Genomic DNA, 23997 nt, shown 5'->3' with positions numbered 1-23997 from the left:
CCAGGCGCCTGTGGGCGCCTTTTTATTGCCTGCGCACTGTTGGGGCTAGCAGGCGTTAAAGCTTGGCTGTCGGTGGGCAAAAAAAAGCCCCGTCAGATGACGGGGCTTGCAGAACGTTTATGCTTGTCGATTAAGCGGATTTTTTCGCTTTTTTCTCAGCTTTCACCGGAGCTGCTTCGGCTTTCGCGGCTGCTTCACCTTCGACGAACTCGCGACCGTAGTAGGTATCCAGCAGGATCTGTTTCAGCTCGGAGATCAGCGGGTAGCGCGGGTTAGCGCCGGTGCACTGGTCATCGAATGCATCTTCAGACAGCTTATCAACGTGGGCCAGGAAGTCAGCTTCCTGAACGCCTGCTTCGCGGATAGATTTCGGAATACCCAGCTCAGCTTTCACGCTTTCCAGCCATGCCAGCAGCTTCTCGATTTTCGCTGCGGTACGGTCGCCCGGTGCGGAGAGACCCAGGTGATCGGCGATTTCAGCGTAGCGACGACGAGCCTGCGGACGGTCGTACTGGCTGAACGCGGTCTGCTTGGTCGGGTTGTCATTCGCGTTGTAGCGGATAACGTTGCAGATCAGCAGGGCGTTGGCCAGACCGTGCGGAATATGGAACTGGGAACCCAGTTTGTGCGCCATGGAGTGACACACGCCGAGGAAGGCGTTAGCAAACGCGATACCGGCGATGGTGGCGGCACTGTGTACGCGCTCGCGGGCAACCGGGTTCTTGGAACCTTCGTGGTAGGAAGCCGGCAGGTACTCTTTCAGCAGTTTCAGCGCCTGCAGAGCCTGGCCGTCAGAGAACTCAGAAGCCAGCACGGAAACGTAAGCTTCCAGGGCGTGGGTCACGGCATCCAGACCACCGAACGCACACAGCGATTTCGGCATATCCATCACCAGGTTGGCATCGACGATGGCCATATCCGGGGTCAGCGCGTAGTCTGCCAGCGGATATTTCTGACCTGTCGCATCATCGGTCACAACGGCGAACGGCGTAACTTCAGAACCGGTACCGGAGGTGGTAGTGATCGCCACCATCTTGGCTTTAACACCCATTTTCGGGAACTTGTAGATACGTTTACGGATGTCCATAAAGCGCAGCGCCAGTTCTTCGAAGTGGGTTTCCGGATGTTCGTACATGACCCACATGATTTTTGCCGCATCCATCGGGGAACCGCCGCCCAGCGCGATGATCACGTCTGGTTTAAAGGAGTTCGCCAGGTCGGCGCCTTTACGTACGATGGTCAGCGTCGGGTCAGCTTCAACTTCGAAGAAGACTTCAGTTTCAACACCCGCTGCTTTCAGTACGGAGGTGATCTGATCGGCATAGCCGTTGTTGAACAGGAAGCGGTCAGTCACGATCAGCGCGCGTTTGTGACCATCAGTAATCACTTCATCCAGTGCGATAGGCAGGGAGCCACGACGGAAGTAGATAGATTTCGGAAGTTTGTGCCACAACATGTTTTCAGCTCGCTTAGCAACGGTTTTCTTGTTGATCAGGTGTTTCGGACCAACGTTTTCAGAGATGGAGTTACCACCCCAGGAACCACAACCCAGAGTCAGGGAAGGAGCGAGTTTGAAGTTGTACAGGTCACCGATACCACCCTGAGAAGCCGGGGTGTTGATCAGGATACGCGCAGTTTTCATCATCTGGCCGAAGTAAGCCACGCGAGCCGGCTGGTTATCCTGGTCGGTGTACAGGCAAGAGGTATGACCGATACCGCCCATGGCGACCAGTTTTTCAGCTTTGGTCACGGCGTCTTCGAAATCTTTCGCACGGTACATCGCCAGCGTCGGAGACAGTTTTTCGTGAGCAAACGGCTCGCTTTCGTCAACGTCGGTGACTTCGCCAATCAGAATTTTAGTCGTGGCCGGTACGGTGAAGCCTGCCAGTTCAGCGATTTTCGCCGCAGGCTGACCAACGATAGCGGCGTTCAGCGCGCCATTTTTCAGGATAATGTCCTGAACGGCTTTCAGCTCTTTACCCTGCAGCAGGTAGCCGCCGTGGCTGGCGAAACGTTCGCGAACCGCGTCATAAACGGAATCAACCACCACAACGGACTGCTCAGAAGCACAGATAACGCCGTTATCGAAGGTTTTAGACATCAGAACGGAAGCAACGGCGCGTTTGATGTCAGCCGTTTCATCAATCACCACCGGGGTGTTACCGGCACCTACGCCGATAGCAGGTTTACCGGAGCTGTATGCTGCTTTCACCATGCCTGGACCACCGGTCGCAAGGATCAGGTTGATGTCCGGGTGGTGCATCAGGGCGTTAGACAGTTCAACAGACGGCTGATCGATCCAGCCAATCAGGTCTTTCGGCGCGCCGGCAGCGATGGCAGCCTGCAGGACGATGTCAGCCGCTTTGTTGGTGGCTTCTTTAGCACGCGGGTGCGGAGAGAAAATGATGGCGTTACGCGTCTTCAGGCTGATGAGCGATTTGAAGATGGCTGTTGAAGTCGGGTTAGTGGTCGGTACGATACCGCAGATGATGCCGATAGGTTCAGCGATAGTGATGGTACCAAAGGTGTCGTCTTCTGACAGGACGCCACAGGTTTTTTCGTCTTTATAAGCGTTGTAAATGTATTCGGAAGCGAAGTGGTTTTTGATCACTTTGTCTTCAACGATGCCCATGCCGGATTCGGCAACGGCCATTTTGGCGAGAGGGATTCGAGCATCTGCAGCGGCCAGCGCGGCGGCGCGGAAGATTTTGTCGACTTGTTCTTGAGTGAAACTGGCATATTCACGCTGGGCTTTCTTGACACGCTCAACAAGCGCGTTCAGTTCAGCGATATTAGTAACAGCCATAATGCTCTCCTGATAATGTTAAACTTTTTTAGTAAATCAGTCGCTCGATTCGACATTATAGACAGGCTGTAAACAGCTTGCATGTAAATGTTTATGTAGGAAAATCAGGACGCTGTTTTACCGATTTACTAAAAAAGCTTTCTCTTTTTAACTTTCAGGTACTGCTGCCTTCCACTCTGTTGGTGTCATCAAGATTACTCACTTCTGAGTACAAATTACGTGATTTAGATCAAGTATTGGCACTGCTGATACCTTTCAGCTGGCTGCTTTTTGACCGGTTCGATCAAGTGTAATGGGAGGGTTTTGAAATTAAAAAAACGATTAGCATTAAAACTACAAATAGCTAACATTCGATACATATCACCGGGTTATGCATATTTATAATGAATATTGCATGCAAAAAGCGTATGTTTCGCGCAGTTATTTTATGCTGTTAACAGTCAACCGCCAATTTTGATGATGCTGCGGAGCCCATTGTGACTCAATCACTGTTCGATTTTTCTGCATATTTCAAGTTTTTCATCGGCTTATTTGCCCTGGTTAACCCGGTGGGCATTATTCCGGTGTTCATTAGTATGACCAGCTACCAGCCGGCAGCAGTGCGCAATAAGACCAACCTGACCGCCAACCTGTCGGTGGCGATCATCCTCCTGACGTCACTGTTTCTCGGCGATGGCATTCTGCAGATTTTTGGTATCTCCATTGATTCCTTCCGTATCGCCGGCGGCATCCTGGTGGTGACCATCGCGATGTCGATGATCAGCGGTAAGCTCGGCGAAGATAAGCAGAACAAGCAGGAGAAGTCGGAGACGGCGGTGAGGGAGAGCATCGGCGTCGTTCCTCTCGCGCTACCGTTAATGGCCGGACCGGGGGCAATCAGTTCCACTATCGTGTGGGGTACGCGGTATCACTCCTGGGTGCATCTCGTCGGTTTTTCACTGGCGATTGCGGTCTTTGCCCTCTGCTGCTGGGGGATTTTCCGCATGGCGCCATGGCTGGTGCGTCTGCTGGGGCAGACAGGGATTAACGTTATCACCCGTATTATGGGCCTGCTGCTGATGGCTCTCGGCATTGAGTTTATTGTGACGGGGATTAAAGCGCTCTTCCCGGGGCTGCTGAGTTAGTTCGTTGCCACGCAGGCGGGGAGGCTCCCTTCACGCCTGCGCGATTATTAGCAAAACCTATTAACCAGCGCGGAACCGGCGGTAGGAATACTATTTTGCGATATCGCTATTAATTTCATGTTTTTCATTAAGATATGAAATATTTCTCTTAACATTCCCCTCACGTCTCTCCCTCCTGTGATGTTATTTTCTTCACATCATTCTCTGGCGCTTGCTGTCGGATCATCGAAATGATATTAGTAATTTTAACAAGGCTGCAGATGAATGTGCTAAAAAGTAATCTATTGTTAAATTTTTGTACAAAAAATCATCTTGTGGTCGCTGCTCAGTATGATGACTGATGTAAATGTCGTAACAGTATGATTGATAAGAATATTTTTGTATCGGCGTATTGTGGCAACAGCTAGTGACGCTGGCAAAGCCGGCAATAAAAGAGAATCCGGTAACATATTTGCAAATTGCATTGGCGGAGGTGTTTACCTTTTGGTACTTTCCGCCGTTATCGTCTGCTGAATTATGCGTGTAAATGAGAATCATTTTTAATCGTCTCATTGCGCCTGAACTGCCCTCCAGCGAGGGGGAACGAATCGACGTTAAGACTGCCGTTCGAGCGGTCGTAATAAATAAGTCGGTGATAGCAATCTGCCAATCGCAAACACTCCTGCGTTGGACAGATCCCGAAAACGGGGAAAAAAACAGGCTGGTTAAAAAACCAGTAATTATAATGACTGGAGTTACAACACAATGACCATCATCACTAAAAAACGTTTGATCGCCACAGGAGTGCTATCCGCGCTCATGGCTGGCAATATGGCTATGGCAGCGGATGTCCCGGCCGGTGTGCAGCTTTCGGATAAGCAAACGCTGGTGCGAAATAGCGGCGCCGAGCCGCAATCGCTGGACCCGAATAAAATTGAAGGGGTGCCCGAGGCGAATATTAGCCGCGACCTGTTCGAAGGCTTGCTGAATACCTCGCCGAAAGATGGCCACCCGATCCCTGGTGTGGCGGAGAGCTGGGATAATAAAGATTTCAAAGTCTGGACCTTCCATCTGCGTAAAGATGCGAAATGGTCTAACGGCGAGCCGGTTACCGCCCAGGATTTCGTTTATAGCTGGCAGCGTCTGGTAGACCCGAAAACAGCGTCTCCTTATGCCAGCTACCCGCAGTATGGTCATATCCTCAACGTTGATGAAATCATTGACGGCAAGAAAGCCCCAGGCGAGCTGGGCGTAAAAGCCATTGACGACCATACGCTGGAAGTCACCCTCAGCGAGCCGGTACCCTATTTTTACAAACTGCTGGTTAACCCGGCGATGTCTCCTGTCTATAAACCAGCGATTGAAAAGTTTGGCGAGAAGTGGACGCAGCCTGGCAATATCGTCACCAACGGCGCCTACACCCTGAAAGACTGGGTGGTCAACGAACGTATCGTGATGGAGCGCAACCCGCATTACTGGGATAATGCCAAAACCGTTATCAACACCGTCACCTGGCTGCCGACCTCTTCTGAAGTGACCTATGTTAACCGTTATCGCAGCGGTGAACTGGATATGACCTATAACCAGCTGCCGATCGAGCTCTTCCAGAAACTGAAAAAAGAGATCCCGAACGAGCTGCACGTTGACCCGTATCTGTGTACTTATTACTACGAAATTAACAACCAGAAAGCGCCGTTCACCGACGTGCGCGTGCGTACCGCGCTGAAGCTGGGTCTGGATCGCGATATCATTGCCAATAAGGTGAAAGGACAGGGCGATCTGCCGGCCTACGGCTACACCCCGCCGTATACCGATGGCGCGAAGCTGACCGAGCCGGAATGGTTTACCTGGTCGCAGGAAAAACGGAATGAAGAAGCGAAAAAACTGCTGGCCGAAGCCGGCTATAGCGCCGATAAACCGTTGACCTTCAACCTGCTGTATAACACCTCTGATTTGCACAAGAAGCTGGCGATTGCCGCCGCCTCGCTGTGGCGTAAAAACCTGGGCATTGACGTGAAGCTGGTCAACCAGGAGTGGAAAACGTTCCTCGATACCCGTCATCAGGGCACCTATGACGTGGCGCGTGCGGGCTGGTGCGCTGACTATAACGAACCAACCTCTTTCCTGAACACCATGCTTTCTGACAGCTCAATGAACACTGCGCACTATAAGAGCCCGGCGTTCGACAAAATTATGGCTGAATCCGTAAAAGCATCCGATGAAGCACAGCGCACGGCGGCCTATGCGAAAGCAGAGCAGCAGCTGGATAAAGACAGCGCGATCGTACCGGTCTATTACTATGTTAACGCCCGCCTGGTGAAACCGTGGGTCGGTGGCTACACCGGTAAAGACCCGATGGATAACGTCTATACAAAAGACCTTTACGTTATCAAACATTAATGGCAATACGTGGAGCGGGCCTGTGCTCGCTCCATCGTGTCTTATTTGAGAGCAGTGCAAAGGCACACGCCAGAAGGTACGGGCAATGTTAAAATTTATCTTACGTCGCTGTCTGGAAGCGATTCCGACGCTATTTATTCTTATTACCATCTCATTCTTCATGATGCGTTTGGCTCCGGGAAGTCCTTTTACCGGGGAACGCACGCTACCGCCGGAAGTCATGGCGAATATTGAAGCAAAATACCATTTAAACGACCCTATCATGACGCAGTACTTCAATTACCTGAAGCAGCTGGCGCATGGCGATTTTGGTCCCTCCTTTAAATACAAAGATTATTCGGTCAACGATCTGGTGGCGGCCAGCTTCCCGGTTTCAGCGAAACTGGGCTTCGCCGCCTTTTTGCTGGCGGTAGTGATCGGTGTCGCTGCGGGCGTTATTGCCGCTTTGAAGCAGAATACCCGCTGGGACTATGCGGTGATGGGGGTAGCCATGACCGGCGTGGTTATTCCGAGCTTTGTGGTGGCGCCTCTGCTGGTGATGATCTTTGCCATTACCCTGCACTGGTTGCCGGGCGGAGGCTGGAACGGCGGGGCGCTGAAATTTATGATCCTGCCGATGGTGGCGCTTTCCCTGGCCTATATCGCCAGTATCGCGCGTATTACCCGCGGCTCAATGATTGAAGTGCTGCACTCTAACTTTATCCGCACCGCGCGGGCGAAGGGGCTGCCGATGCGCCGCATTATTTTGCGCCATGCGCTGAAGCCGGCGCTGCTGCCGGTGCTCTCCTATATGGGGCCGGCTTTCGTGGGCATCATTACGGGCTCAATGGTCATTGAAACCATTTACGGCCTGCCGGGGATTGGCCAGCTGTTCGTTAACGGGGCGCTTAACCGCGACTACTCGCTGGTGCTCAGCCTGACGATCCTGGTTGGCGCCCTGACTATCCTGTTCAACGCCATCGTTGACGTGCTGTACGCCGTTATCGATCCGAAGATTCGCTACTGAAGCCGGAGTTCGCCATGATGTTAAGTAAGAAAAATAGCGAGGCGCTGGAAAACTTCAGTGAGAAGCTGGAAGTGGAGGGGCGTAGCCTCTGGCAGGATGCGCGTCGCCGCTTTATGCATAACCGCGCCGCGGTCACCAGCCTGATTATGCTGGTGCTTATTGCGCTGTTCGTGACCTTCGCGCCGATGGTGTCGTCATTCTCCTATTTCGACACCGACTGGGGCATGATGTCTAACGCCCCGGACATGGCCTCTGGCCACTACTTCGGGACCGACTCCTCCGGTCGCGATCTGCTGGTGCGCGTGGCGATCGGCGGGCGTATTTCGCTGATGGTCGGGGTGGCGGCGGCGCTGGTGGCGGTGATCCTCGGCACGCTGTACGGTTCGCTTTCCGGTTATCTCGGCGGCAAAGTGGATTCGGTGATGATGCGTCTGCTGGAGATCCTCAACTCCTTCCCGTTTATGTTCTTCGTTATCCTGCTGGTGACCTTTTTTGGCCAGAATATTCTGTTGATTTTTGTCGCTATCGGCATGGTCTCCTGGCTGGATATGGCGCGTATCGTACGCGGACAGACCTTGAGCCTGAAGCGCAAAGAGTTTATTGAGGCGGCGCAGGTTGGCGGGGTCTCCACAGCGAGCATCGTGCTGCGCCATATCGTTCCTAATGTGCTGGGCGTGGTGGTGGTGTACGCCTCGCTGCTGGTCCCCAGCATGATCCTCTTTGAATCCTTCCTCAGCTTCCTGGGGTTGGGGACGCAGGAGCCGCTCAGCAGCTGGGGGGCATTGCTCAGCGATGGCGCCAACTCAATGGAAGTCTCGCCCTGGCTGCTGCTGTTCCCGGCGGGTTTCCTGGTGGTGACCCTGTTCTGTTTCAACTTTATCGGCGATGGTCTGCGTGATGCCCTCGACCCGAAAGACCGCTAAGGAGCGCTGCCATGACCATGATTGAAACGGCAAAAGCGCCGCAAGCGCAGAGCCACAGCGGCCTGCTGCTGGACGTGAAAGATCTTCGCGTCACCTTTAATACGCCGGATGGCGATGTCACCGCCGTCAATGATCTGAACTTCACCCTGCAGGCGGGGGAGACGCTCGGTATTGTCGGGGAGTCCGGCTCCGGTAAATCGCAGACCGCCTTCGCCCTGATGGGACTGCTGGCGGCCAACGGCCGAATCGGGGGTTCCGCCACCTTTAACGGTCGGCAAATCCTCAATTTGCCTGAGCGTGAGCTGAATAAACTGCGCGCCGAGCAAATCTCGATGATTTTCCAGGATCCGATGACCTCTCTGAACCCGTATATGCGGGTGGGCGAGCAGTTAATGGAAGTCCTGATGCTGCATAAAGGGCTGAGCAAAGCCGAAGCGTTTGAAGAATCGGTGAAGATGCTCGACGCGGTAAAAATGCCGGAAGCGCGCAAGCGCATGAAAATGTTCCCACACGAGTTCTCCGGCGGGATGCGCCAGCGCGTGATGATTGCCATGGCGCTGCTCTGCCGGCCCCGGCTGCTGATTGCCGATGAGCCGACCACCGCCCTGGACGTCACCGTGCAGGCGCAGATCATGACGTTACTGAATGAGCTGAAACGCGAATTTAATACGGCCATCATTATGATCACCCATGACCTCGGAGTGGTGGCGGGGATCTGCGATAAAGTGCTGGTGATGTATGCGGGCCGCACCATGGAGTATGGTCAGGCGCGCGATGTCTTCTATCAGCCATCTCACCCTTACTCTATTGGGCTGTTGAATGCGGTTCCTCGTCTGGATGCCGAAGGCGATGCGTTGTTGACCATTCCGGGTAACCCGCCAAACCTGCTGCGTTTGCCGAAGGGCTGCCCATTCCAGCCGCGCTGTCCGCACGCAATGGAACAGTGCAGCAGCGCGCCGCCGCTGGAGTCGTTCGCGCCAGGCCGCCTGCGCGCCTGCTTTAAACCGGTGGGGGAGCTGCTATGAACGCCGTAACTGAACAACGAAAAGTCCTGCTCGAAATTGCCGACCTGAAGGTGCATTTCGATATTAAAGATGGCAAACAGTGGTTCTGGCAGCCGTCGAAAACGCTGAAAGCCGTAGATGGCGTGACGCTGCGTCTCTATGAAGGTGAGACCCTCGGCGTGGTGGGGGAGTCCGGCTGCGGTAAATCGACTTTCGCCCGCGCCATCATTGGTCTGGTGAAGGCTACCGATGGCAAAGTGGCCTGGCTGGGTAAAGATCTGCTGGGCATGAAGCAGGAAGAGTGGCGCGACGTGCGCAGCGATATCCAGATGATCTTCCAGGATCCGCTGGCCTCGTTGAACCCGCGTATGACCATCGGAGAAATCATCGCTGAGCCGTTGCGTACCTATCATCCGAAGATGCCGCGTCAGGAAGTGCGCGATCGCGTGAAGGCGATGATGATGAAAGTCGGGCTGCTGCCTAACCTGATCAACCGCTATCCGCACGAGTTCTCTGGCGGTCAGTGTCAGCGCATCGGCATTGCGCGGGCGCTGATCCTCGAGCCGAAGCTGATTATCTGCGATGAGCCGGTGTCCGCGCTTGACGTGTCCATCCAGGCTCAGGTGGTCAACTTGCTGCAGCAGCTGCAGCGTGAAATGGGACTGTCGCTGATATTTATCGCCCACGATCTGGCGGTGGTTAAGCACATCTCCGATCGCGTACTGGTGATGTATCTGGGCCATGCGGTGGAGCTGGGAACCTACGATGAGGTGTACCATAATCCGCTACACCCCTATACCAAAGCGCTGATGTCGGCGGTGCCGATCCCCGATCCGGACCTCGAAAAAACGAAAACCATCCAGCTGCTGGAGGGCGAATTACCCTCGCCGATTAATCCGCCGTCGGGTTGTGTCTTCCGCACCCGCTGTCCGCTCGCCGGACCGGAGTGCGCCAAAACCCGCCCGGTGCTGGAGGGCAGTTTCCGCCATGCGGTTTCCTGCCTTAAGGTAGACCCGTTATAATCTCAGGGGCTGACGCAGGTCAGCCCTTTTTTTTGCGAGGTTAACGAAGTGGGTATGCTTTCTGCCGCTCGCCTGCGGCTTTATCATTTGCTTTTCGATCAAAACCGACGTTCCGGCCGCCGCTTCGAAGGGCTGTGCGGACTTTTCGCCTTGCTCAGCGTGGTGGTGATATTTGTCGAATCGGGGCTGGGCACGCAATATCATCTGACATTAGATGAATGGCATCTATTCGTCTGGCTGGAGCTGATGGTGACCGCGGTCTTTACCCTGGAGTATCTGCTGCGTATTGCGACATGGCCCAATCCGCTCCACTACATTTTCAGCTTCTGGGGGTTTATTGACTTAGCGACCATCCTGCCGCTATACGTGATGTGGCTGTGGCCGGAAATTAGCCTCAATTATGTCTTTGCCTGGCGGGCAATGCGGGCGATCCGCGCGTTGCGTATTCTCAAACTGTTGCGCTTTATGCCTTCGCTTAATGTGTTCTGGCGGGCGATTGTCAGCGCGCGCCATCAGCTGATCCTGTTCTATTCGTTTATCGCCATTGTGATGGTGATTTTCGGCTCGTTAATGTACCTGATAGAAGGGCCAGAGTATGGTTTTACCACGCTCAACGCTTCGGTCTATTGGGCCATTGTGACCATCACCACCGTCGGCTACGGGGATATTACGCCGCACACGCCGCTGGGCCGCATCCTGGCCTCCATTCTCATCCTGATCGGCTACTCCATTATTGCCATTCCGACCGGGCTTATCACCACCCATATGACCAGCGCCCTGAACCGGCGGCGCCAGCAGCGGGTATGCCCGCAGTGCCAGCAGGGCGACCATGACGATAACGCCCGGTTTTGCCACGCCTGCGGTCATGTCTTACCGAAGTAAACCCTCGGCATAAAAAAAGCCTGCCGGGTGGAACGCGGCAGGCTTTTCACTGGCGGGTCAGCGTTATTCACGCCACAGAATATGACACAGCTTGTGATCTTTCTCGCGGCACAGCAGCACGCGGGCGAAGATATCATTGATTTCCCCGCCGTCGGTATCCGCCAGGCCAATCACCACTTCGGCGAAGAAATCCGGGTTCAGATCGTAATCCACATGCTCTTCCCAGTCTGCGGATGGGTCGAACAGCTCGGCGCCGCCGCGCTCCTCAAACTGCAGGTTAAACAGAATGATGTCCGCCGGGTCGAGGTTATCGGCCGCCAGTTCGAGGAAGATGTCGTATGCCTGCTCAAGCGTTTCGTCTTCGGTCAGGCGGTTGTTTAAATCCATATCCATGATTGCTACTCATTCGGTATCTGATGGGCACGTTTTACAGCAACGGGCTGAAGAAGTAAAACAGTCGCTCGGCGATCCGCTGCCACAGCGGACGTTTTAACCAGAGACGGGCGTCCAGCAGGCGCGAGCGCGAGATATAGTCATCCTGAACCGCCGCCAGATCGCTGCCGAAGCCGGCGTCATCAATGACCAGCGTGATTTCAAAATTGAGCCACAGGCTGCGCATATCCAGATTCACGGTTCCCACCAGGCTCAGTTCGCCATCGACCAGCACGCTTTTGGTATGCAACAGGCCGCCTTCAAACTGGTAAATCTTCACCCCTGCCGCCAGCAGCTCGGTGAAAAAGGCCCGGCTGGCCCAGCCCACCAGCAGCGAATCGTTCTTGCGCGGTAAAATAATACTCACGTCCACGCCGCGCTGGGCGGCGGTACAGATAGCGTGCAGCAGGTCGTCGCTGGGTACGAAGTAGGGGGTGGTCATGATCAAATGCTCTTTCGCCGCGTAGGCGGCGGTGAGCAGCGCCTGATGGATCAGATCTTCCGGAAAGCCCGGCCCTGAGGCGATCGTGTGGATGGTATGCCCACTGGCCTCTTCAAACGGCATGATATTGACGTCCGGCGGCGGTGGCAGAATACGCTTTCCGGTCTCGATCTCCCAGTCACAGGAGTAGACGATGCCCATAGAGGTCGCCACCGGGCCTTCCATGCGCGCCATCAGGTCAATCCACTGCCCGACCCCCGAGTCCTGCTTAAAGTAGCGGGGATCGACCAGATTCATGCTGCCGGTGTAGGCGATATAGTTATCGATCATCACCATTTTACGATGTTGGCGCAGGTCCATCCGGCGCAGAAACACACGCATCAGATTGACCTTGAGAGCCTCGACCACTTCAATGCCGGCGTTACGCATCATCGCCGCCCATGGGCTACGGAAAAAGGCCACACTGCCCGCGGAGTCGAGCATTAACCGGCAGTGAACCCCGCGACGGGCGGCGGCCATTAGCGATTCGGCGACGCTGTCGGCCATACCGCCTGGCTGCCAGATATAGAAGACCATCTCTATGTTATGGCGAGCCAGTTGAATATCGCGGATCAGGGCCTGCATGACGTCGTCAGATTCCGTCAGCAACTGCAGCTGGTTGCCTTTTACGCCGCCAATGCCCTGGCGTCGTTCGCAAAGCTTGAACAGGGACTCGGCCACCGGGCTGTTATCTTCGGCAAAGATATGTTTGCAGGCTTTGAGGTCGTTTAACCATTTGGCCGTGGAAGGCCACATCGCTCTCGCGCGTTCTGCCCGCCGCTTGCCAAGATGCAGCTCGCCAAAGGAGAGATAGGCGATGATCCCCACCAGCGGCAGGATATAAATGATCAATAACCATGCCATGGCGGACGGCACAGCGCGGCGTTTCATTAGAATTCGTAATGTTACACCGGCGATCAACAGCCAGTACCCCAGAATGACCAGCCAGTTCACCACCGTGTAAAAGGTTGTCATAGATGTAAAATCCTTTTGAATGACGTTATGTGATGAGTTTACGCATCAGTATTTTTCTGGCAAATAAAAACGCAGCGAAAGCGGTGGTCAGTCGCCGGCAGAGGTTTATAATGGGGGCTGTTTTCACTCGTAGAGTCGTTGCAATGAAGCGTAGTAGAACGGAAGTAGGGCGCTGGCGCATGCTGAGACAGGTGAATCGCCGTAAAGCGCGCTGGCTGGAAGCCCAATCACGCCGCAATATGCGGATCCTCGCTATCAGGAAGGGACTGGTGAAACGGCAGCGTCATGCTCTGCTGTTTATCTTCCCCGACTGTTAAACGAGCAGAACAACGGCACCGAACGCGGTGCCGTTGTCGTTTTCCCGCTCTGCACGGCATTCCCTTTTAACATCGCCAGATCGCCTATTGAAATATCTATGCGATGCCTGTCAGGGTATGACGGGGGATTATCGACAGAACGCCTTTTTCCGCAACAAGTATTCACCGCCGTGTGGAAGTCCGGACAGGGCGTGGGGTCGTCGATCGTTTTTCAATGTCATGCTCACTATCAGGATACCCACCCTGAATAAAACGCACCGCTTTTGCGGACGTTAATTTATTTGGCATAGGCTTCCGTGGATAACGTGATAGTCACGTTATCACTCACCGCCGGAACATATTTATCAAGCTTGAAGTCTGAACGTTTTATTACCCCTGTGGCATCAAAACCAATGGCCTGTTTTTTCACCATCGGATGCATATCCTGTTTATTCAAAGTGGCATGCAATACAACCGGTTTGGTGATGCCCTTAATGGTCAGGTTACCTTCAACATCATATTTATTGTCGCCTTTACTTTCCACCCGGGTGCTCTGAAAAGTGGCCTCAGGATACGTGTTGACATCGAAGTACTCTTTGCCTAAAAACTCATCCGTTAACGCTTTGACATGAGTGTCAATGGTTTTGACTGGCAGCGTGACGTGCACAGAGGATTGCTCCGGGTTGTCTTTGTCAAAAGACAGTTTCCCTGAAACATCAGAGATATACGCTGTAGGGTTAGAGAAGCCAAAATGGTTCCAGGCAATAACAACGGAAGTATGCTGCGGATCCAGGCTATATTCTGTCGCTGCGGCTTGTGACACAGGAATATATAAGGCAAGCAGAGAAAGCAATGCGGTTTTTTTCAGGGTATTCACATAAAAATCCTCATAAGCGTCAGGTACATAAATGGTAGCCCAAAAAAAATGTGGCACTTATTGAAAACATTTGTTATTCCCGTTCAAATTTTTTAATCAACCAAAAATCACCCTACAATTACTCTGCGTGAAGTTTACCCAGCGAAATTAATCGACTTTAAAAAATGATCATCTGCAACGTAAATCTGGTTGCGTAGTTTTTAGACGTTCATTCCATATTGATATGTGCTTGTATCAGCGCACTCCGATAATTTTCAGACGCTTTCAAGCCACCGCGATCCTGAATGCAGTAAGACGGCGATATTGGGTCCCATACCTGCGGAACGGGATATGCATGCTTATTTACTTCAGGCCTTTATATCTGTTGGTCAGCATCTATCTCTCTTTAACGATCTTCTTTCAACTGTATTTTGGATTTACCGGGCGATGTCAGGATGTGCTGGCTTGTAAAGCAAGCGCTAAATCCAATGCAAGACCTCTGTTGCAGACTGATTCAATACATTAGCAATTCAAAATCATGCCCGGCGTCGACGTTTGGTCCAGCATTTTCAATGGCCGCAAAAGGCGAGGTGAGGGTCGATGATGTCGTCGAAGGAGAAAGGATGTGCTCATCTTCCAGGCGTCTCAGGCGGATAACAGACAACGCTTGCGTGCGGTTAAAAAGGGCGACATTTTAATGTGATGTAGCAAAATGCGCCCTTTCATCTGATGGCCTGGTGCGTTGTTGTTAACCAGAAAAATCGAAGGGAATATTTTTCAAAACACTTTTTTGTACGGCTTCACCGAGACCTGGCGGTAGACGCCGGCGGCGATATACGGATCGTCATTAGCCCAGGCCTGAGCCGCTTCCAGCGATTCAAACTCAGCGATCACCGTTGAGCCGCTGAATCCGGCTGCGCCCGGTTCGTTGCTGTCAACGGCCGGCATTGGCCCGGCGGTAAGCAGCCGACCTTCATCATGTAAAAGTTGTAGACGCGCAAGGTGCGCGGGGCGAACCGAGAGCCGCTTTTCCAGAGAATCGGCGATATCTTCAGCGTAGATAACGTAAAGCACGGCAAAGCTCCTTATCATTAAACAGGCGAATTACGTTAAGTTAAACGACGATGGACTGCAATGCAAAGATGCGCCCCGGCGTCGAATGCCCCGCTGACGCGGCTTTTTTCCGCAAATGGTGGCAAAAATTGACTCAGGTTAAGACGGCTTATTGAATATGATTGCTATTTGCATTTAAAATCGGAGCATCATCTTTCAACAGAAACGACTATGAGCGCAATGACCCTTGATTTACCTCGCCGCTTCCCGTGGCCAACGCTGTTATCCGTGGCTATCCACGGTGCCGTTGTGGCGGGGCTGCTTTATACCTCGGTACATCAGGTTATTGAACAGCCTTCCCCGACGCAGCCGATAGAGATCACGATGGTGGCGCCGGCCGATCTTGAGCCGCCCCCGGCGGCGCAACCCGTCGTGCAGCCCGTTGTTGAACCTGAACCGGAGCCGGAACCTGAGGTGGTCCCGGAGCCGCCGAAAGAGGCGCCGGTGGTGATCCATAAACCAGAACCTAAGCCGAAGCCCAAACCTAAACCGAAGCCCAGGCCGGAGAAAAAGGTTGAGCAGCCGAAGCGGGACGTCAAACCGGCCGCGGAGCCGCGTCCGGCTTCACCGTTTGAAAACAACAATACGACGCCAGCGCGCACCGCGCCGAGCACCTCCACCGCAGCGGCCAAACCCACCGTCACTGCCCCGAGCGGCCCGCGGGCGATCAGCCGCGTTCAGCCGACCTATCCGGCGCGCGCTCAGGCGCTGCGCATTGAAGGAACGGTGCGGGTGAAGTTTGACGTCACGCCTGATGGCCGAATTGATAATCTGCAGATCCTCTCCGCCCAGCCGGCGAATATGTTTGAGCGCGAGGTGAAAAGCGCGATGCGCAGATGGCGTTACGAGCAGGCAAAACCGGGAACCGGCGTGACGATGACCATTAAATTCCGTCTCAACGGCGTCGAGATTAACTGATAATGCAGGGCGGCGGACCGGGGAGGTCCGCCGTAAACCTTGTCTAACGCGTTTTTTCCATCAAGACATCGTCCAGCGCCTGCTGGACCGTCACCAGGTGCTGGCCACCGAACAATATCGCCCGGTTCAGCAGGGTATAAAGCTGGTAGATCGGCTGACGCTCGAGAAAACCAGCCGGCAGCGGTGAGACGGACTGATAGCCGTCATAGATCTGCGGAGGTTGTTCCGGGTGCATCGGCAGCATAGCTAAATCACATTCGCGATCGCCCCAGTAGCAGGCCGGGTCGAAGATGTAGGGGCCATCCGGCCCTAAGGCGCAGTTGCCGGACCACAGGTCCCCGTGTAGCAGCGAAGGTTGCGGCTGATGGTTGGCCAGCCGCTGCTGTACCACATCGACTAAGGTATCGATATCGCCAAAGTGCAACCCTTTCTCCGCCGCCAGCTCCAGCTGCCAGCCGATACGTTGCTCGGCGAAAAACACCGACCAGCGACGTTGCCAGGCGTTGGGCTGCGGCGTGGTGGAAAGATCGTTATCAAAATCCAGACCGAACTGCGGCTGATCGCTCCACTGATGCAGGTGGGCTAACTGCTGGCCAAGCAGGAAAGCGTTATGCGCATCCAGCGGACGGGGAGGGAGGTATTCCATGACCACGAAGCTGTAGTCGCGATCGCTGCCGACGGCAAAGACCTGTGGTACGCGAACAGTTTTGCTTCGCGACAGCAGCTCCAGCTGATCGGCCTCGGCGGTGAAGATAGGCAGGAGTTCCCGTTCGTCGCATTTCACGAAGTAATCTTTGCCGCCGAAACGCAAATGCCAGGCGGAATGGATCTCTCCGCCGGGCAGCTCGGTTTTCAGTTCGATTTCAGCGTCTTCGGTATGCCAATCGCGTAAAAGAGTACTGATTGCTTGCCACATGCTGTCTCTCCCCATGTTTTCCACCATATCATAAGGTTAGCGCATTACTACCGGGTAAACCTGGAACTGACGCACAACTGACGCTTTACGTTGCGCTAATCGCACTTATTGAGCTTTTAACCATTCAGCGAATGTGCTGACGGCGATCTCCGCCGGGCGGCCAAGGGCCGCTTCCGCCAGTCCGGCGCTAAGGGCCTTCACTTCCTCGGCTGCCTGGGCGCTCAGCAGGCCAAAGGTATTGGTGCCCAGCTCATGGGGAGTGCCCTCTTCATCATTGAGCGTCAGTACAAACCCTGCCCGGGTAAAATGGTTGCTGACCTCATTGATCTCCGTTAGCGCCTGTTCGTGGAAGTTCACGCTGACGACCCAGGCGGTAATATCATTGCTCATTTCTACACCCCGTTGTTATGCATGGCCTTTCCAGCATAGACCATCCTGCAAATATCGTGGTTCCCCTCCGCCAGCGCGGAGGGGCAGGGGAGATCAACGCCCGCAGAGATAATCGTAGATTTTTTGCGTATTGGCCTGCGAGCAGAGGCGGGTGCCCTGGTTGATGGTCGCGGCGCTACCGGCGGCGACGCCAAAGCGTACCATGTCTTCGAGGCTGGCGTTCTCCGCCAGACGTAAGGTCATGGCGCCCACCATGCTGTCGCCGGCGCCGACGGTGCTCTGGCTTTTCATTGGCGGCGGCACCACCTGAACACTGCCGCTGGCGTCAACCCCCAACGCCCCCTGCGGACCAAGGGAGACCACCACCCGGCGAACTTTACCGGACTGGATCAACGACTGAGCGGCAAGGCGGACGTCATCGGGCTGGCTCAGATCGCGCTGCACGAGGGCGCTGAGCTCTTTCTGGTTTGGCTTCACTAATTCAATATTGCCGACGTCCAGCGCGGCGGCCAGCGCGTCGCCGGAGCTGTCGATAATGCAGCGCAGGCCCTGCTGTTGCGCATGCTTAACCAGCTGCATCAGATTTTCGACGCTGATACCTGGCGGCAGACTGCCGCTGATCACCAGCAGAGAGCCGGGATCGATGGTCAGGACTTTCTCTTCCAGACGGCGGAATTCATCGTCTGTCAGCGCGGCGCCGGGCATCACAAAGCGATACTGTTCGCCGCTGGTGGCTACGTGAACGTGCAGGTTCTGTCGCGTCCAGTCGCGGGTTTCGACGGTCTCGACCGGCACCTGCTCATCGGCCAGCAGGGCGGCAAGGTGCTCGCCGGTGGCGCCGCCAATAGGGAAAATGGCGGTGGCTTTCCCGCCGAGAAAGGTCACGGCGCGGGCGACGTTGATCCCACCGCCGCCGGGTTCAAATACCGGCGCGCTGCAGCGGAGTTTCCCTTCCGGGTAGATCTGCGGGGTTTGGGTGGCGCTATCCAGCGAGGGGGCCAGCGTGAGCGTATAAATTTTGGTCATTCCTTCTCCTCCTTAATACGGCGACTGTACTTTATTTAAGCATGGCACGATGATCCAGGGAGGGAAAGTGCTGTCCCTGAGAGATTTGCAAAGAAGCCTGTATTTTCATTATGAAATAAAGATTGTTTCCGGAGCTGTCTTATTCAAAAAACGAAAGAGTAAGTGATTGCTATGTTATTCGTGCTTTTTTATAATTTGCTACCTTTCTTAGGACCTGCACTCCGCGATCCTCGCGAAAGTTTCCGGGACCCACAGGTCTCTTTTATGTTGTACGGACGCTAAATTCAATGAGCCGGCAAAGTGACGCCTGTTCATCATTTGTACTGTCCTAAAAAATGTATTTTAGAGAGTTATAATGAAGCTTTTAAAGACAGTACCCGCAGCGGTCATGCTGGCGGGGGGGCTTTTTGCGTCTGTTGGCGCAATGGCCGATGATTCTGTATTTACCGTCATGGATGACCCTTCCGCTGCCAAAAAACCGTTCGAAGGAGTGGTCAACGCAGGTTACCTGGCGCAGTCCGGCAACACCAAGAACTCCTCAATGACGGCCGATTCCACCCTGACCTGGTATGGCAATACCACCGCCTGGTCGCTGTGGGGCAACGCCAGCAACACCTCGTCCAACGATGAGCGCTCCTCAGAGAAATATGCTGTCGGTGGCCGTAGCCGCTATAACCTGACCGATATGAACTACGTCTTTGGGCAGGGCAGTTGGCTAACCGACCGCTACAACGGCTATCAGCAGCGCGATGTTCTGACGGCGGGCTATGGTCGTCAAATCCTCAACGGACCAGTGCATAGCCTGCGGTTTGAATTTGGTCCTGGCGTCCGCTATGACGAATACACCGACGGGGATACCGACACTCAGCCGCTGGGTTACGCCTCCGGAACCTGGGCCTGGCAGATGACCGACAACGCCAAATTTACTCAAGGGGTATCGGTGTTTGGCGCCGAGGACACCACGGTCAACTCAGAGAGCGCGTTAAACGTGGCGATTAACGCCCACTTTGCGCTGAAAGTGGCGTACAACGTCACCTGGAACTCGGAGCCGCCTGCGTCTGCGCCGGAGCATACCGATCGCCGGACCTCGCTCTCCCTCGGGTATAAGATGTAATATTTTCAGGCCGGGTTTCCCGGCCTGATCGTTTTAGATTTAGCAATAAGTGACATTATTTTTTCTGGCAATTCGTTTTAGTTTTTATAAAAAGAAACGGGCCTCCATCTTTTCTCCATTATTCTCCGTTTGCTGACAAATATTCATTCTATTTGACACGAAAAGCTAAATATTCGACGGACAAATATGTGATCTGGATCTATACTAAGAGTCACTGACCGAATGGCGACATTGTTCGGTCCGTCTTCCGTAATAAGAGAATAAACATCATGAAAAACAGCCAATTTACCATCGCAGCCCTGGCGCTGTGCGTGCTTTCCTTTGGCGCATCAGCCGCCACGCCAGTTCCGCCGTCGGGTAACCAGGACCATACGCAGGTAGGTATCGCCAAAGCAACCGACGTTGAGGCCGGTTCGAATATTGCCCCCGGTTCCCGTAGTACCGGACAATCCATGAGCGATGCCTTTAATGTGCATACGCTGGTAGCAGGCGAGTGGTCTTAATATCGCAGGCTACTGCTTCACGGGCGGACTATTAAGCCGGGTAGAGTGGTACCGGTTTAACGACCCGCGCTAAACATCACGCAGGCAATATCAAGGCGTCTCTTTTAGTTTGTCCGCATAATATCATCCGGCTTCGCTGGTGATTATTATCGCGTCTTCCTGGCGGATATTCTGCTTTTATCCGCGCGGCTCTTGTTTTCTCCACATTCCGCCATCATTTATGCTATTACGGCTTTAATCACGTACCAATGATGTGTAAACTACTCCCCGGTGTTATCAGCAGGCGGCAGCAGGCGGGAACGATCGCTCCGGTCGTGCTCCTCTTTTCGCAGAGTGAAGCGGGAACTGCGCCTTAACCTGATGATAATGATGATTATATACTTTTGTATGTGCTCTTTCGTGTGGGGCACCACTGCAAATAAGGACATAAAATGCCTGTAATTACGCTTCCTGATGGCAGCCAACGCCATTTTGATCACGCTGTCAGCCCGATGGACGTCGCGCTGGATATCGGCCCGGGTCTGGCGAAAGCCACCATCGCCGGGCGGGTAAACGGTGAACTGGTAGACGCTTGCGACCCGATTGAAACTGATTCCACCCTCTCTATTATCACGGCTAAAGATGAAGAAGGGCTGGAGATCATTCGTCACTCCTGCGCGCACCTGTTAGGTCATGCCATCAAGCAGCTGTGGCCCAACACCAAAATGGCTATCGGTCCGGTTGTTGATAATGGCTTCTACTATGACGTAGACCTCGACCATACCCTGACTCAGGAAGATATCGACGCGCTCGAAAAACGTATGCATGAGCTCGCCGAGAAAAACTACGATGTCATCAAGAAGAAAGTGAGCTGGCACGAAGCGCGTGAAACCTTCGTGAAGCGCGGCGAAAGCTATAAAGTTTCTATTCTTGACGAAAACATTGCCCATGATGACAAGCCTGGCCTGTATCATCATGAAGAATATATCGATATGTGCCGCGGTCCGCACGTGCCGAACATGCGCTTCTGCCATCACTTCAAGCTGATGAAAACCGCCGGTGCCTACTGGCGCGGCGACAGCAACAATAAAATGTTGCAGCGTATCTACGGCACCGCGTGGGCAGATAAAAAAGCGCTGAATGCTTATCTGCAGCGTCTGGAAGAAGCCGCCAAGCGCGACCACCGTAAAATCGGTAAGCAGCTCGACCTGTATCATATGCAGGAAGAGGCGCCTGGGATGGTGTTCTGGCACAACGACGGCTGGACTATCTTCCGTGAACTGGAAACCTTTGTCCGTTCGAAACTGAAAGAGTATCAGTACCAGGAAGTCAAAGGTCCGTTCATGATGGACCGTGTGCTGTGGGAAAAAACCGGCCACTGGGACAACTACAAAGATGCGATGTTCACTACCTCTTCTGAGAACCGTGAATACTGCATTAAGCCGATGAACTGCCCGGGCCACGTGCAGATCTTCAACCAGGGGCTGAAATCCTACCGCGATCTGCCGCTGCGTATGGCGGAGTTTGGTAGCTGCCACCGTAACGAACCATCAGGCGCGCTGCACGGTCTGATGCGCGTTCGCGGCTTTACCCAGGATGATGCGCATATCTTCTGTACTGAAGATCAGGTTCGCGATGAAGTGAACGCCTGTATTCGTATGGTTTATGATATGTACAGCACCTTTGGCTTCGAGAAGATCGTCGTCAAACTGTCGACTCGCCCGGAAAAACGTATCGGCAGCGACGAGACTTGGGATCGCGCGGAAGCGGATCTGGCGGTGGCGCTGGAAGAAAATAATATCCCATTTGAATATCAACTGGGTGAAGGGGCGTTCTACGGCCCGAAAATTGAATTTACCCTGTATGACTGCCTCGATCGTGCATGGCAGTGCGGTACGGTACAGCTGGACTTCTCTCTGCCGCAGCGTTTAAGCGCCTCCTATGTGGGCGAAAACAACGAGCGTCAGGTGCCGGTCATGATCCACCGTGCGATTCTCGGTTCTCTGGAGCGCTTCATTGGCATCCTGACCGAAGAGTTCGCTGGCTTCTTCCCAACCTGGATTGCACCAGTGCAGGTGGTGGTCATGAATATCACCGATTCTCAGGCTGAATACGTTAACGAATTGACGCGTAAACTACAAAATGCGGGCATTCGTGTAAAAGCAGACTTGAGAAATGAGAAGATTGGCTTTAAAATCCGCGAGCACACTTTACGTCGTGTCCCGTATATGTTGGTCTGTGGCGACAAAGAAGTCGAAGCCGGCAAAGTGGCCGTGCGCACCCGTCGCGGGAAAGACCTCGGCAGCATGGACGTAAATGAAGTGATCGAGAAGCTGCAACAAGAGATTCGCAGCCGCAGTCTTCAACAACTGGAGGAATAAGGTATTAAAGGCGGAAAACGAGTTCAAACGGCACGTCCGAATCGTATCAATGGCGAGATTCGCGCCCAGGAAGTTCGCTTAACAGGTCTGGAAGGTGAGCAGCTGGGTATTGTGAGTCTGAGAGAAGCTATCGAAAAGGCTGAAGAGGCTGGAGTAGATTTAGTTGAAATCAGCCCTAACGCCGAGCCGCCAGTTTGTCGTATCATGGACTACGGCAAGTTCCTTTATGAAAAGAGTAAGTCTTCTAAGGAACAGAAGAAGAAGCAGAAAGTTATCCAGGTTAAGGAAATTAAATTCCGCCCTGGTACTGATGAAGGTGACTATCAGGTAAAACTCCGCAGCCTGATTCGCTTTCTCGAAGATGGCGATAAGGCCAAAATCACGCTGCGTTTCCGCGGTCGTGAGATGGCCCACCAGCAGATCGGTATGGAAGTGCTTAACCGCGTGAAAGACGATCTGGTTGAACTGGCAGTAGTCGAATCCTTCCCAACGAAGATCGAAGGCCGCCAGATGATCATGGTGCTCGCTCCTAAGAAGAAACAGTAAGGCCATCAAGAAACATTTCCGGTGGGCTTCGGCTCACTGGTTTTGTTCGCCTTTGTTTCGTTTATTAACAATGCGAAGTGGAAGTTATTAAAATGCCAAAAATTAAGACCGTACGCGGTGCTGCTAAGCGCTTCAAAAAAACCGGTAAAGGTGGTTTTAAGCACAAGCACGCTAACCTGCGTCACATTCTGACTAAAAAAGCTACCAAGCGTAAACGTCACCTGCGTCCGAAAGCCATGGTTTCCAAAGGCGATCTGGGCCTGGTTATCGCGTGCCTGCCGTACGCATAAGTCGTTAACGTTTAACTTTTTTAACTTAGAATAGATACAGGAGAGCACACATGGCTCGCGTAAAACGTGGTGTAATTGCACGTGCACGTCACAAGAAAATTTTGAAACAAGCTAAAGGCTACTACGGTGCGCGTTCTCGCGTATACCGCGTTGCCTTCCAGGCTGTTATCAAAGCTGGTCAGTACGCTTACCGTGACCGTCGTCAACGTAAACGTCAGTTCCGTCAACTGTGGATTGCACGTATCAACGCAGCAGCACGTCAGAACGGTATTTCTTACAGCAAATTCATCAATGGCCTGAAAAAAGCCTCTGTTGAAATCGACCGTAAGATCCTGGCTGACATCGCCGTATTCGACAAAGTAGCGTTCACCGCTCTGGTCGAAAAAGCGAAAGCAGCTCTGGCATAAGCCAGTTGAAAGAGGGAGCTTGTCTCCCTCTTTTCGTTTCAACACCATCAATACATTGACTTTTATCGGCGCAGGCTTTTCAATACAGGTCTGACGTTTCTTACCAGACAAGGTAATGCAAGCATGAATGCTGCTATTTTCCGCTTCTTTTTTTACTTTAGCACCTGAACTCAGGAGGCTAGCGCGTGAAAGAAGAAACGGAAAACAGCGCCAGAAAGCCTCCCCTGT

At 53.5% G+C, this 23997-nt stretch carries 25 protein-coding genes and 1 other annotated feature (1 of these 26 running past the window's edge); of the genes, 17 read left to right on the top strand and 8 right to left on the bottom strand.

From position 1 onward, the window contains the following. Positions 1 to 130 precede the first annotated feature (130 nt). The gene (gene adhE / locus ABLV52_RS24605; protein WP_023290125.1) at positions 131 to 2806 is read right to left on the bottom strand and encodes a bifunctional acetaldehyde-CoA/alcohol dehydrogenase; all 2676 of its coding nucleotides are present in this window, start codon (positions 2804 to 2806) and stop codon (positions 131 to 133) included. 77 nt (positions 2807 to 2883) lie between these two features. On the opposite strand from adhE, the gene ABLV52_RS24600 reads away from it, so the two are divergent. From ABLV52_RS24600 to ABLV52_RS24565, 8 genes are all read left to right on the top strand, one after another. Then, the gene (locus ABLV52_RS24600; protein WP_032428896.1) at positions 2884 to 3099 is read left to right on the top strand and encodes a hypothetical protein; all 216 of its coding nucleotides are present in this window, start codon (positions 2884 to 2886) and stop codon (positions 3097 to 3099) included. Positions 3100 to 3282: 183 nt separating this feature from the next. Then, positions 3283 to 3930, top strand: a complete 648-nt coding sequence (locus ABLV52_RS24595) for a YchE family NAAT transporter (protein ID WP_002910095.1) — start codon at positions 3283 to 3285, stop codon at positions 3928 to 3930. Between the two features lie 744 nt (positions 3931 to 4674). Then, a complete protein-coding gene (oppA, locus tag ABLV52_RS24590; RefSeq protein ID WP_348891032.1) occupies positions 4675 to 6309 on the top strand; it encodes an oligopeptide ABC transporter substrate-binding protein OppA in 1635 nt (544 codons plus the stop codon). A gap of 85 nt (positions 6310 to 6394) precedes the next feature. Then, entirely contained in the window at positions 6395 to 7315 is a 921-nt protein-coding gene (gene oppB / locus ABLV52_RS24585) for an oligopeptide ABC transporter permease OppB (RefSeq protein WP_002910089.1), read from the top strand. Between the two features lie 14 nt (positions 7316 to 7329). Further along, complete coding sequence (gene oppC, locus ABLV52_RS24580; protein WP_004145396.1) at positions 7330 to 8238, top strand: oligopeptide ABC transporter permease OppC; 909 nt, start codon at positions 7330 to 7332, stop codon at positions 8236 to 8238. 11 nt (positions 8239 to 8249) lie between these two features. Beyond that, positions 8250 to 9263, top strand: a complete 1014-nt coding sequence (locus ABLV52_RS24575) for an ABC transporter ATP-binding protein (RefSeq protein ID WP_065881282.1) — start codon at positions 8250 to 8252, stop codon at positions 9261 to 9263. After that, entirely contained in the window at positions 9260 to 10264 is a 1005-nt protein-coding gene (oppF, locus tag ABLV52_RS24570; RefSeq protein WP_002910083.1) for a murein tripeptide/oligopeptide ABC transporter ATP-binding protein OppF, read from the top strand. The genes ABLV52_RS24575 and oppF overlap by 4 nt, the downstream gene beginning before the upstream one ends. Positions 10265 to 10318: 54 nt before the next feature. Beyond that, a complete protein-coding gene (locus ABLV52_RS24565) occupies positions 10319 to 11146 on the top strand; it encodes an ion transporter (protein WP_048297756.1) in 828 nt (275 codons plus the stop codon). A 63-nt stretch (positions 11147 to 11209) separates the two neighbouring features. Here the strand turns inward: ABLV52_RS24565 and ABLV52_RS24560 are convergent, their stop codons facing one another. Together ABLV52_RS24560 and cls are read right to left on the bottom strand one after the other, a co-directional pair. Then, positions 11210 to 11539 carry an HI1450 family dsDNA-mimic protein gene (locus tag ABLV52_RS24560; RefSeq protein ID WP_002910079.1) on the bottom strand — a complete coding sequence of 110 codons (330 nt, stop codon included), beginning with the start codon at positions 11537 to 11539 and terminating at the stop codon, positions 11210 to 11212. A gap of 34 nt (positions 11540 to 11573) precedes the next feature. Then, complete coding sequence (gene cls / locus ABLV52_RS24555; protein WP_023290121.1) at positions 11574 to 13034, bottom strand: cardiolipin synthase; 1461 nt, start codon at positions 13032 to 13034, stop codon at positions 11574 to 11576. Positions 13035 to 13177: 143 nt separating this feature from the next. Here cls and ABLV52_RS24550 point away from each other — a divergent pair, with 143 nt between their 5' ends. Next, complete coding sequence (locus ABLV52_RS24550) at positions 13178 to 13351, top strand: YciY family protein (protein ID WP_023290120.1); 174 nt, start codon at positions 13178 to 13180, stop codon at positions 13349 to 13351. 277 nt (positions 13352 to 13628) lie between these two features. Here ABLV52_RS24550 and ABLV52_RS24545 read toward each other — a convergent pair whose 3' ends face one another. Together ABLV52_RS24545 and ABLV52_RS24540 are read right to left on the bottom strand one after the other, a co-directional pair. Then, positions 13629 to 14264 (bottom strand): YceI family protein, encoded by a 636-nt coding sequence (locus tag ABLV52_RS24545; RefSeq protein WP_348891031.1) that lies wholly within the window; start codon positions 14262 to 14264, stop codon positions 13629 to 13631. Positions 14265 to 14963: 699 nt separating this feature from the next. Continuing rightward, the gene (locus ABLV52_RS24540) at positions 14964 to 15260 is read right to left on the bottom strand and encodes a YciI family protein (RefSeq protein ID WP_002910042.1); all 297 of its coding nucleotides are present in this window, start codon (positions 15258 to 15260) and stop codon (positions 14964 to 14966) included. A gap of 210 nt (positions 15261 to 15470) precedes the next feature. On the opposite strand from ABLV52_RS24540, the gene tonB reads away from it, so the two are divergent. Next, positions 15471 to 16217: a TonB system transport protein TonB gene (gene tonB / locus ABLV52_RS24535; protein ID WP_032453270.1), complete on the top strand. Its 747-nt coding sequence runs from the start codon at positions 15471 to 15473 to the stop codon at positions 16215 to 16217. 43 nt (positions 16218 to 16260) lie between these two features. On the opposite strand, the gene ABLV52_RS24530 is transcribed toward tonB, so the two are convergent. From ABLV52_RS24530 to pfkB, 3 genes are all read right to left on the bottom strand, one after another. Then, the gene (locus tag ABLV52_RS24530; RefSeq protein ID WP_023290117.1) at positions 16261 to 17133 is read right to left on the bottom strand and encodes a fructosamine kinase family protein; all 873 of its coding nucleotides are present in this window, start codon (positions 17131 to 17133) and stop codon (positions 16261 to 16263) included. Between the two features lie 105 nt (positions 17134 to 17238). After that, positions 17239 to 17523 (bottom strand): type V toxin-antitoxin system endoribonuclease antitoxin GhoS, encoded by a 285-nt coding sequence (gene ghoS / locus ABLV52_RS24525; RefSeq protein ID WP_023290116.1) that lies wholly within the window; start codon positions 17521 to 17523, stop codon positions 17239 to 17241. A gap of 93 nt (positions 17524 to 17616) precedes the next feature. Then, positions 17617 to 18549, bottom strand: coding sequence for a 6-phosphofructokinase II (pfkB, locus tag ABLV52_RS24520; protein ID WP_348891030.1), 933 nt, complete (start codon positions 18547 to 18549; stop codon positions 17617 to 17619). 355 nt (positions 18550 to 18904) lie between these two features. On the opposite strand from pfkB, the gene ABLV52_RS24515 reads away from it, so the two are divergent. The 7 genes from ABLV52_RS24515 to pheM all read left to right on the top strand — a co-directional run bounded on the left by ABLV52_RS24515 (position 18905) and on the right by pheM (position 23937). Then, on the top strand, positions 18905 to 19663 hold the full coding sequence (locus ABLV52_RS24515; protein ID WP_004203142.1) for a YdiY family protein: 759 nt from the start codon (positions 18905 to 18907) through the stop codon (positions 19661 to 19663). Positions 19664 to 19932: 269 nt separating this feature from the next. Next, positions 19933 to 20166 carry a hypothetical protein gene (locus tag ABLV52_RS24510; RefSeq protein ID WP_023290114.1) on the top strand — a complete coding sequence of 78 codons (234 nt, stop codon included), beginning with the start codon at positions 19933 to 19935 and terminating at the stop codon, positions 20164 to 20166. 431 nt (positions 20167 to 20597) lie between these two features. Next, positions 20598 to 22526 carry a threonine--tRNA ligase gene (gene thrS, locus ABLV52_RS24505; protein WP_017900777.1) on the top strand — a complete coding sequence of 643 codons (1929 nt, stop codon included), beginning with the start codon at positions 20598 to 20600 and terminating at the stop codon, positions 22524 to 22526. 3 nt (positions 22527 to 22529) lie between these two features. Then, positions 22530 to 23072: a translation initiation factor IF-3 gene (infC, locus tag ABLV52_RS24500; protein WP_004189469.1), complete on the top strand. Its 543-nt coding sequence runs from the start codon at positions 22530 to 22532 to the stop codon at positions 23070 to 23072. 92 nt (positions 23073 to 23164) lie between these two features. After that, the gene (gene rpmI, locus ABLV52_RS24495; RefSeq protein WP_001124225.1) at positions 23165 to 23362 is read left to right on the top strand and encodes a 50S ribosomal protein L35; all 198 of its coding nucleotides are present in this window, start codon (positions 23165 to 23167) and stop codon (positions 23360 to 23362) included. Between the two features lie 50 nt (positions 23363 to 23412). Further along, positions 23413 to 23769 carry a 50S ribosomal protein L20 gene (gene rplT / locus ABLV52_RS24490; protein ID WP_000124850.1) on the top strand — a complete coding sequence of 119 codons (357 nt, stop codon included), beginning with the start codon at positions 23413 to 23415 and terminating at the stop codon, positions 23767 to 23769. Positions 23770 to 23887: 118 nt separating this feature from the next. Then, positions 23888 to 23997 (top strand) — a sequence feature (Phe leader region) (it continues 15 nt past the right edge of the window). Then, the gene (gene pheM / locus ABLV52_RS24485; protein ID WP_001386830.1) at positions 23893 to 23937 is read left to right on the top strand and encodes a pheST operon leader peptide PheM; all 45 of its coding nucleotides are present in this window, start codon (positions 23893 to 23895) and stop codon (positions 23935 to 23937) included. (Overlaps the previous feature by 45 nt.)

It is taken from the genome of Klebsiella sp. GB_Kp056, assembly GCF_040064755.1.
Taxonomy (GTDB): domain Bacteria; phylum Pseudomonadota; class Gammaproteobacteria; order Enterobacterales; family Enterobacteriaceae; genus Klebsiella; species Klebsiella quasipneumoniae.
Note: the sequence above shows the minus strand (reverse complement) of the source record. Positions and strands in the feature narration are given on the sequence as shown.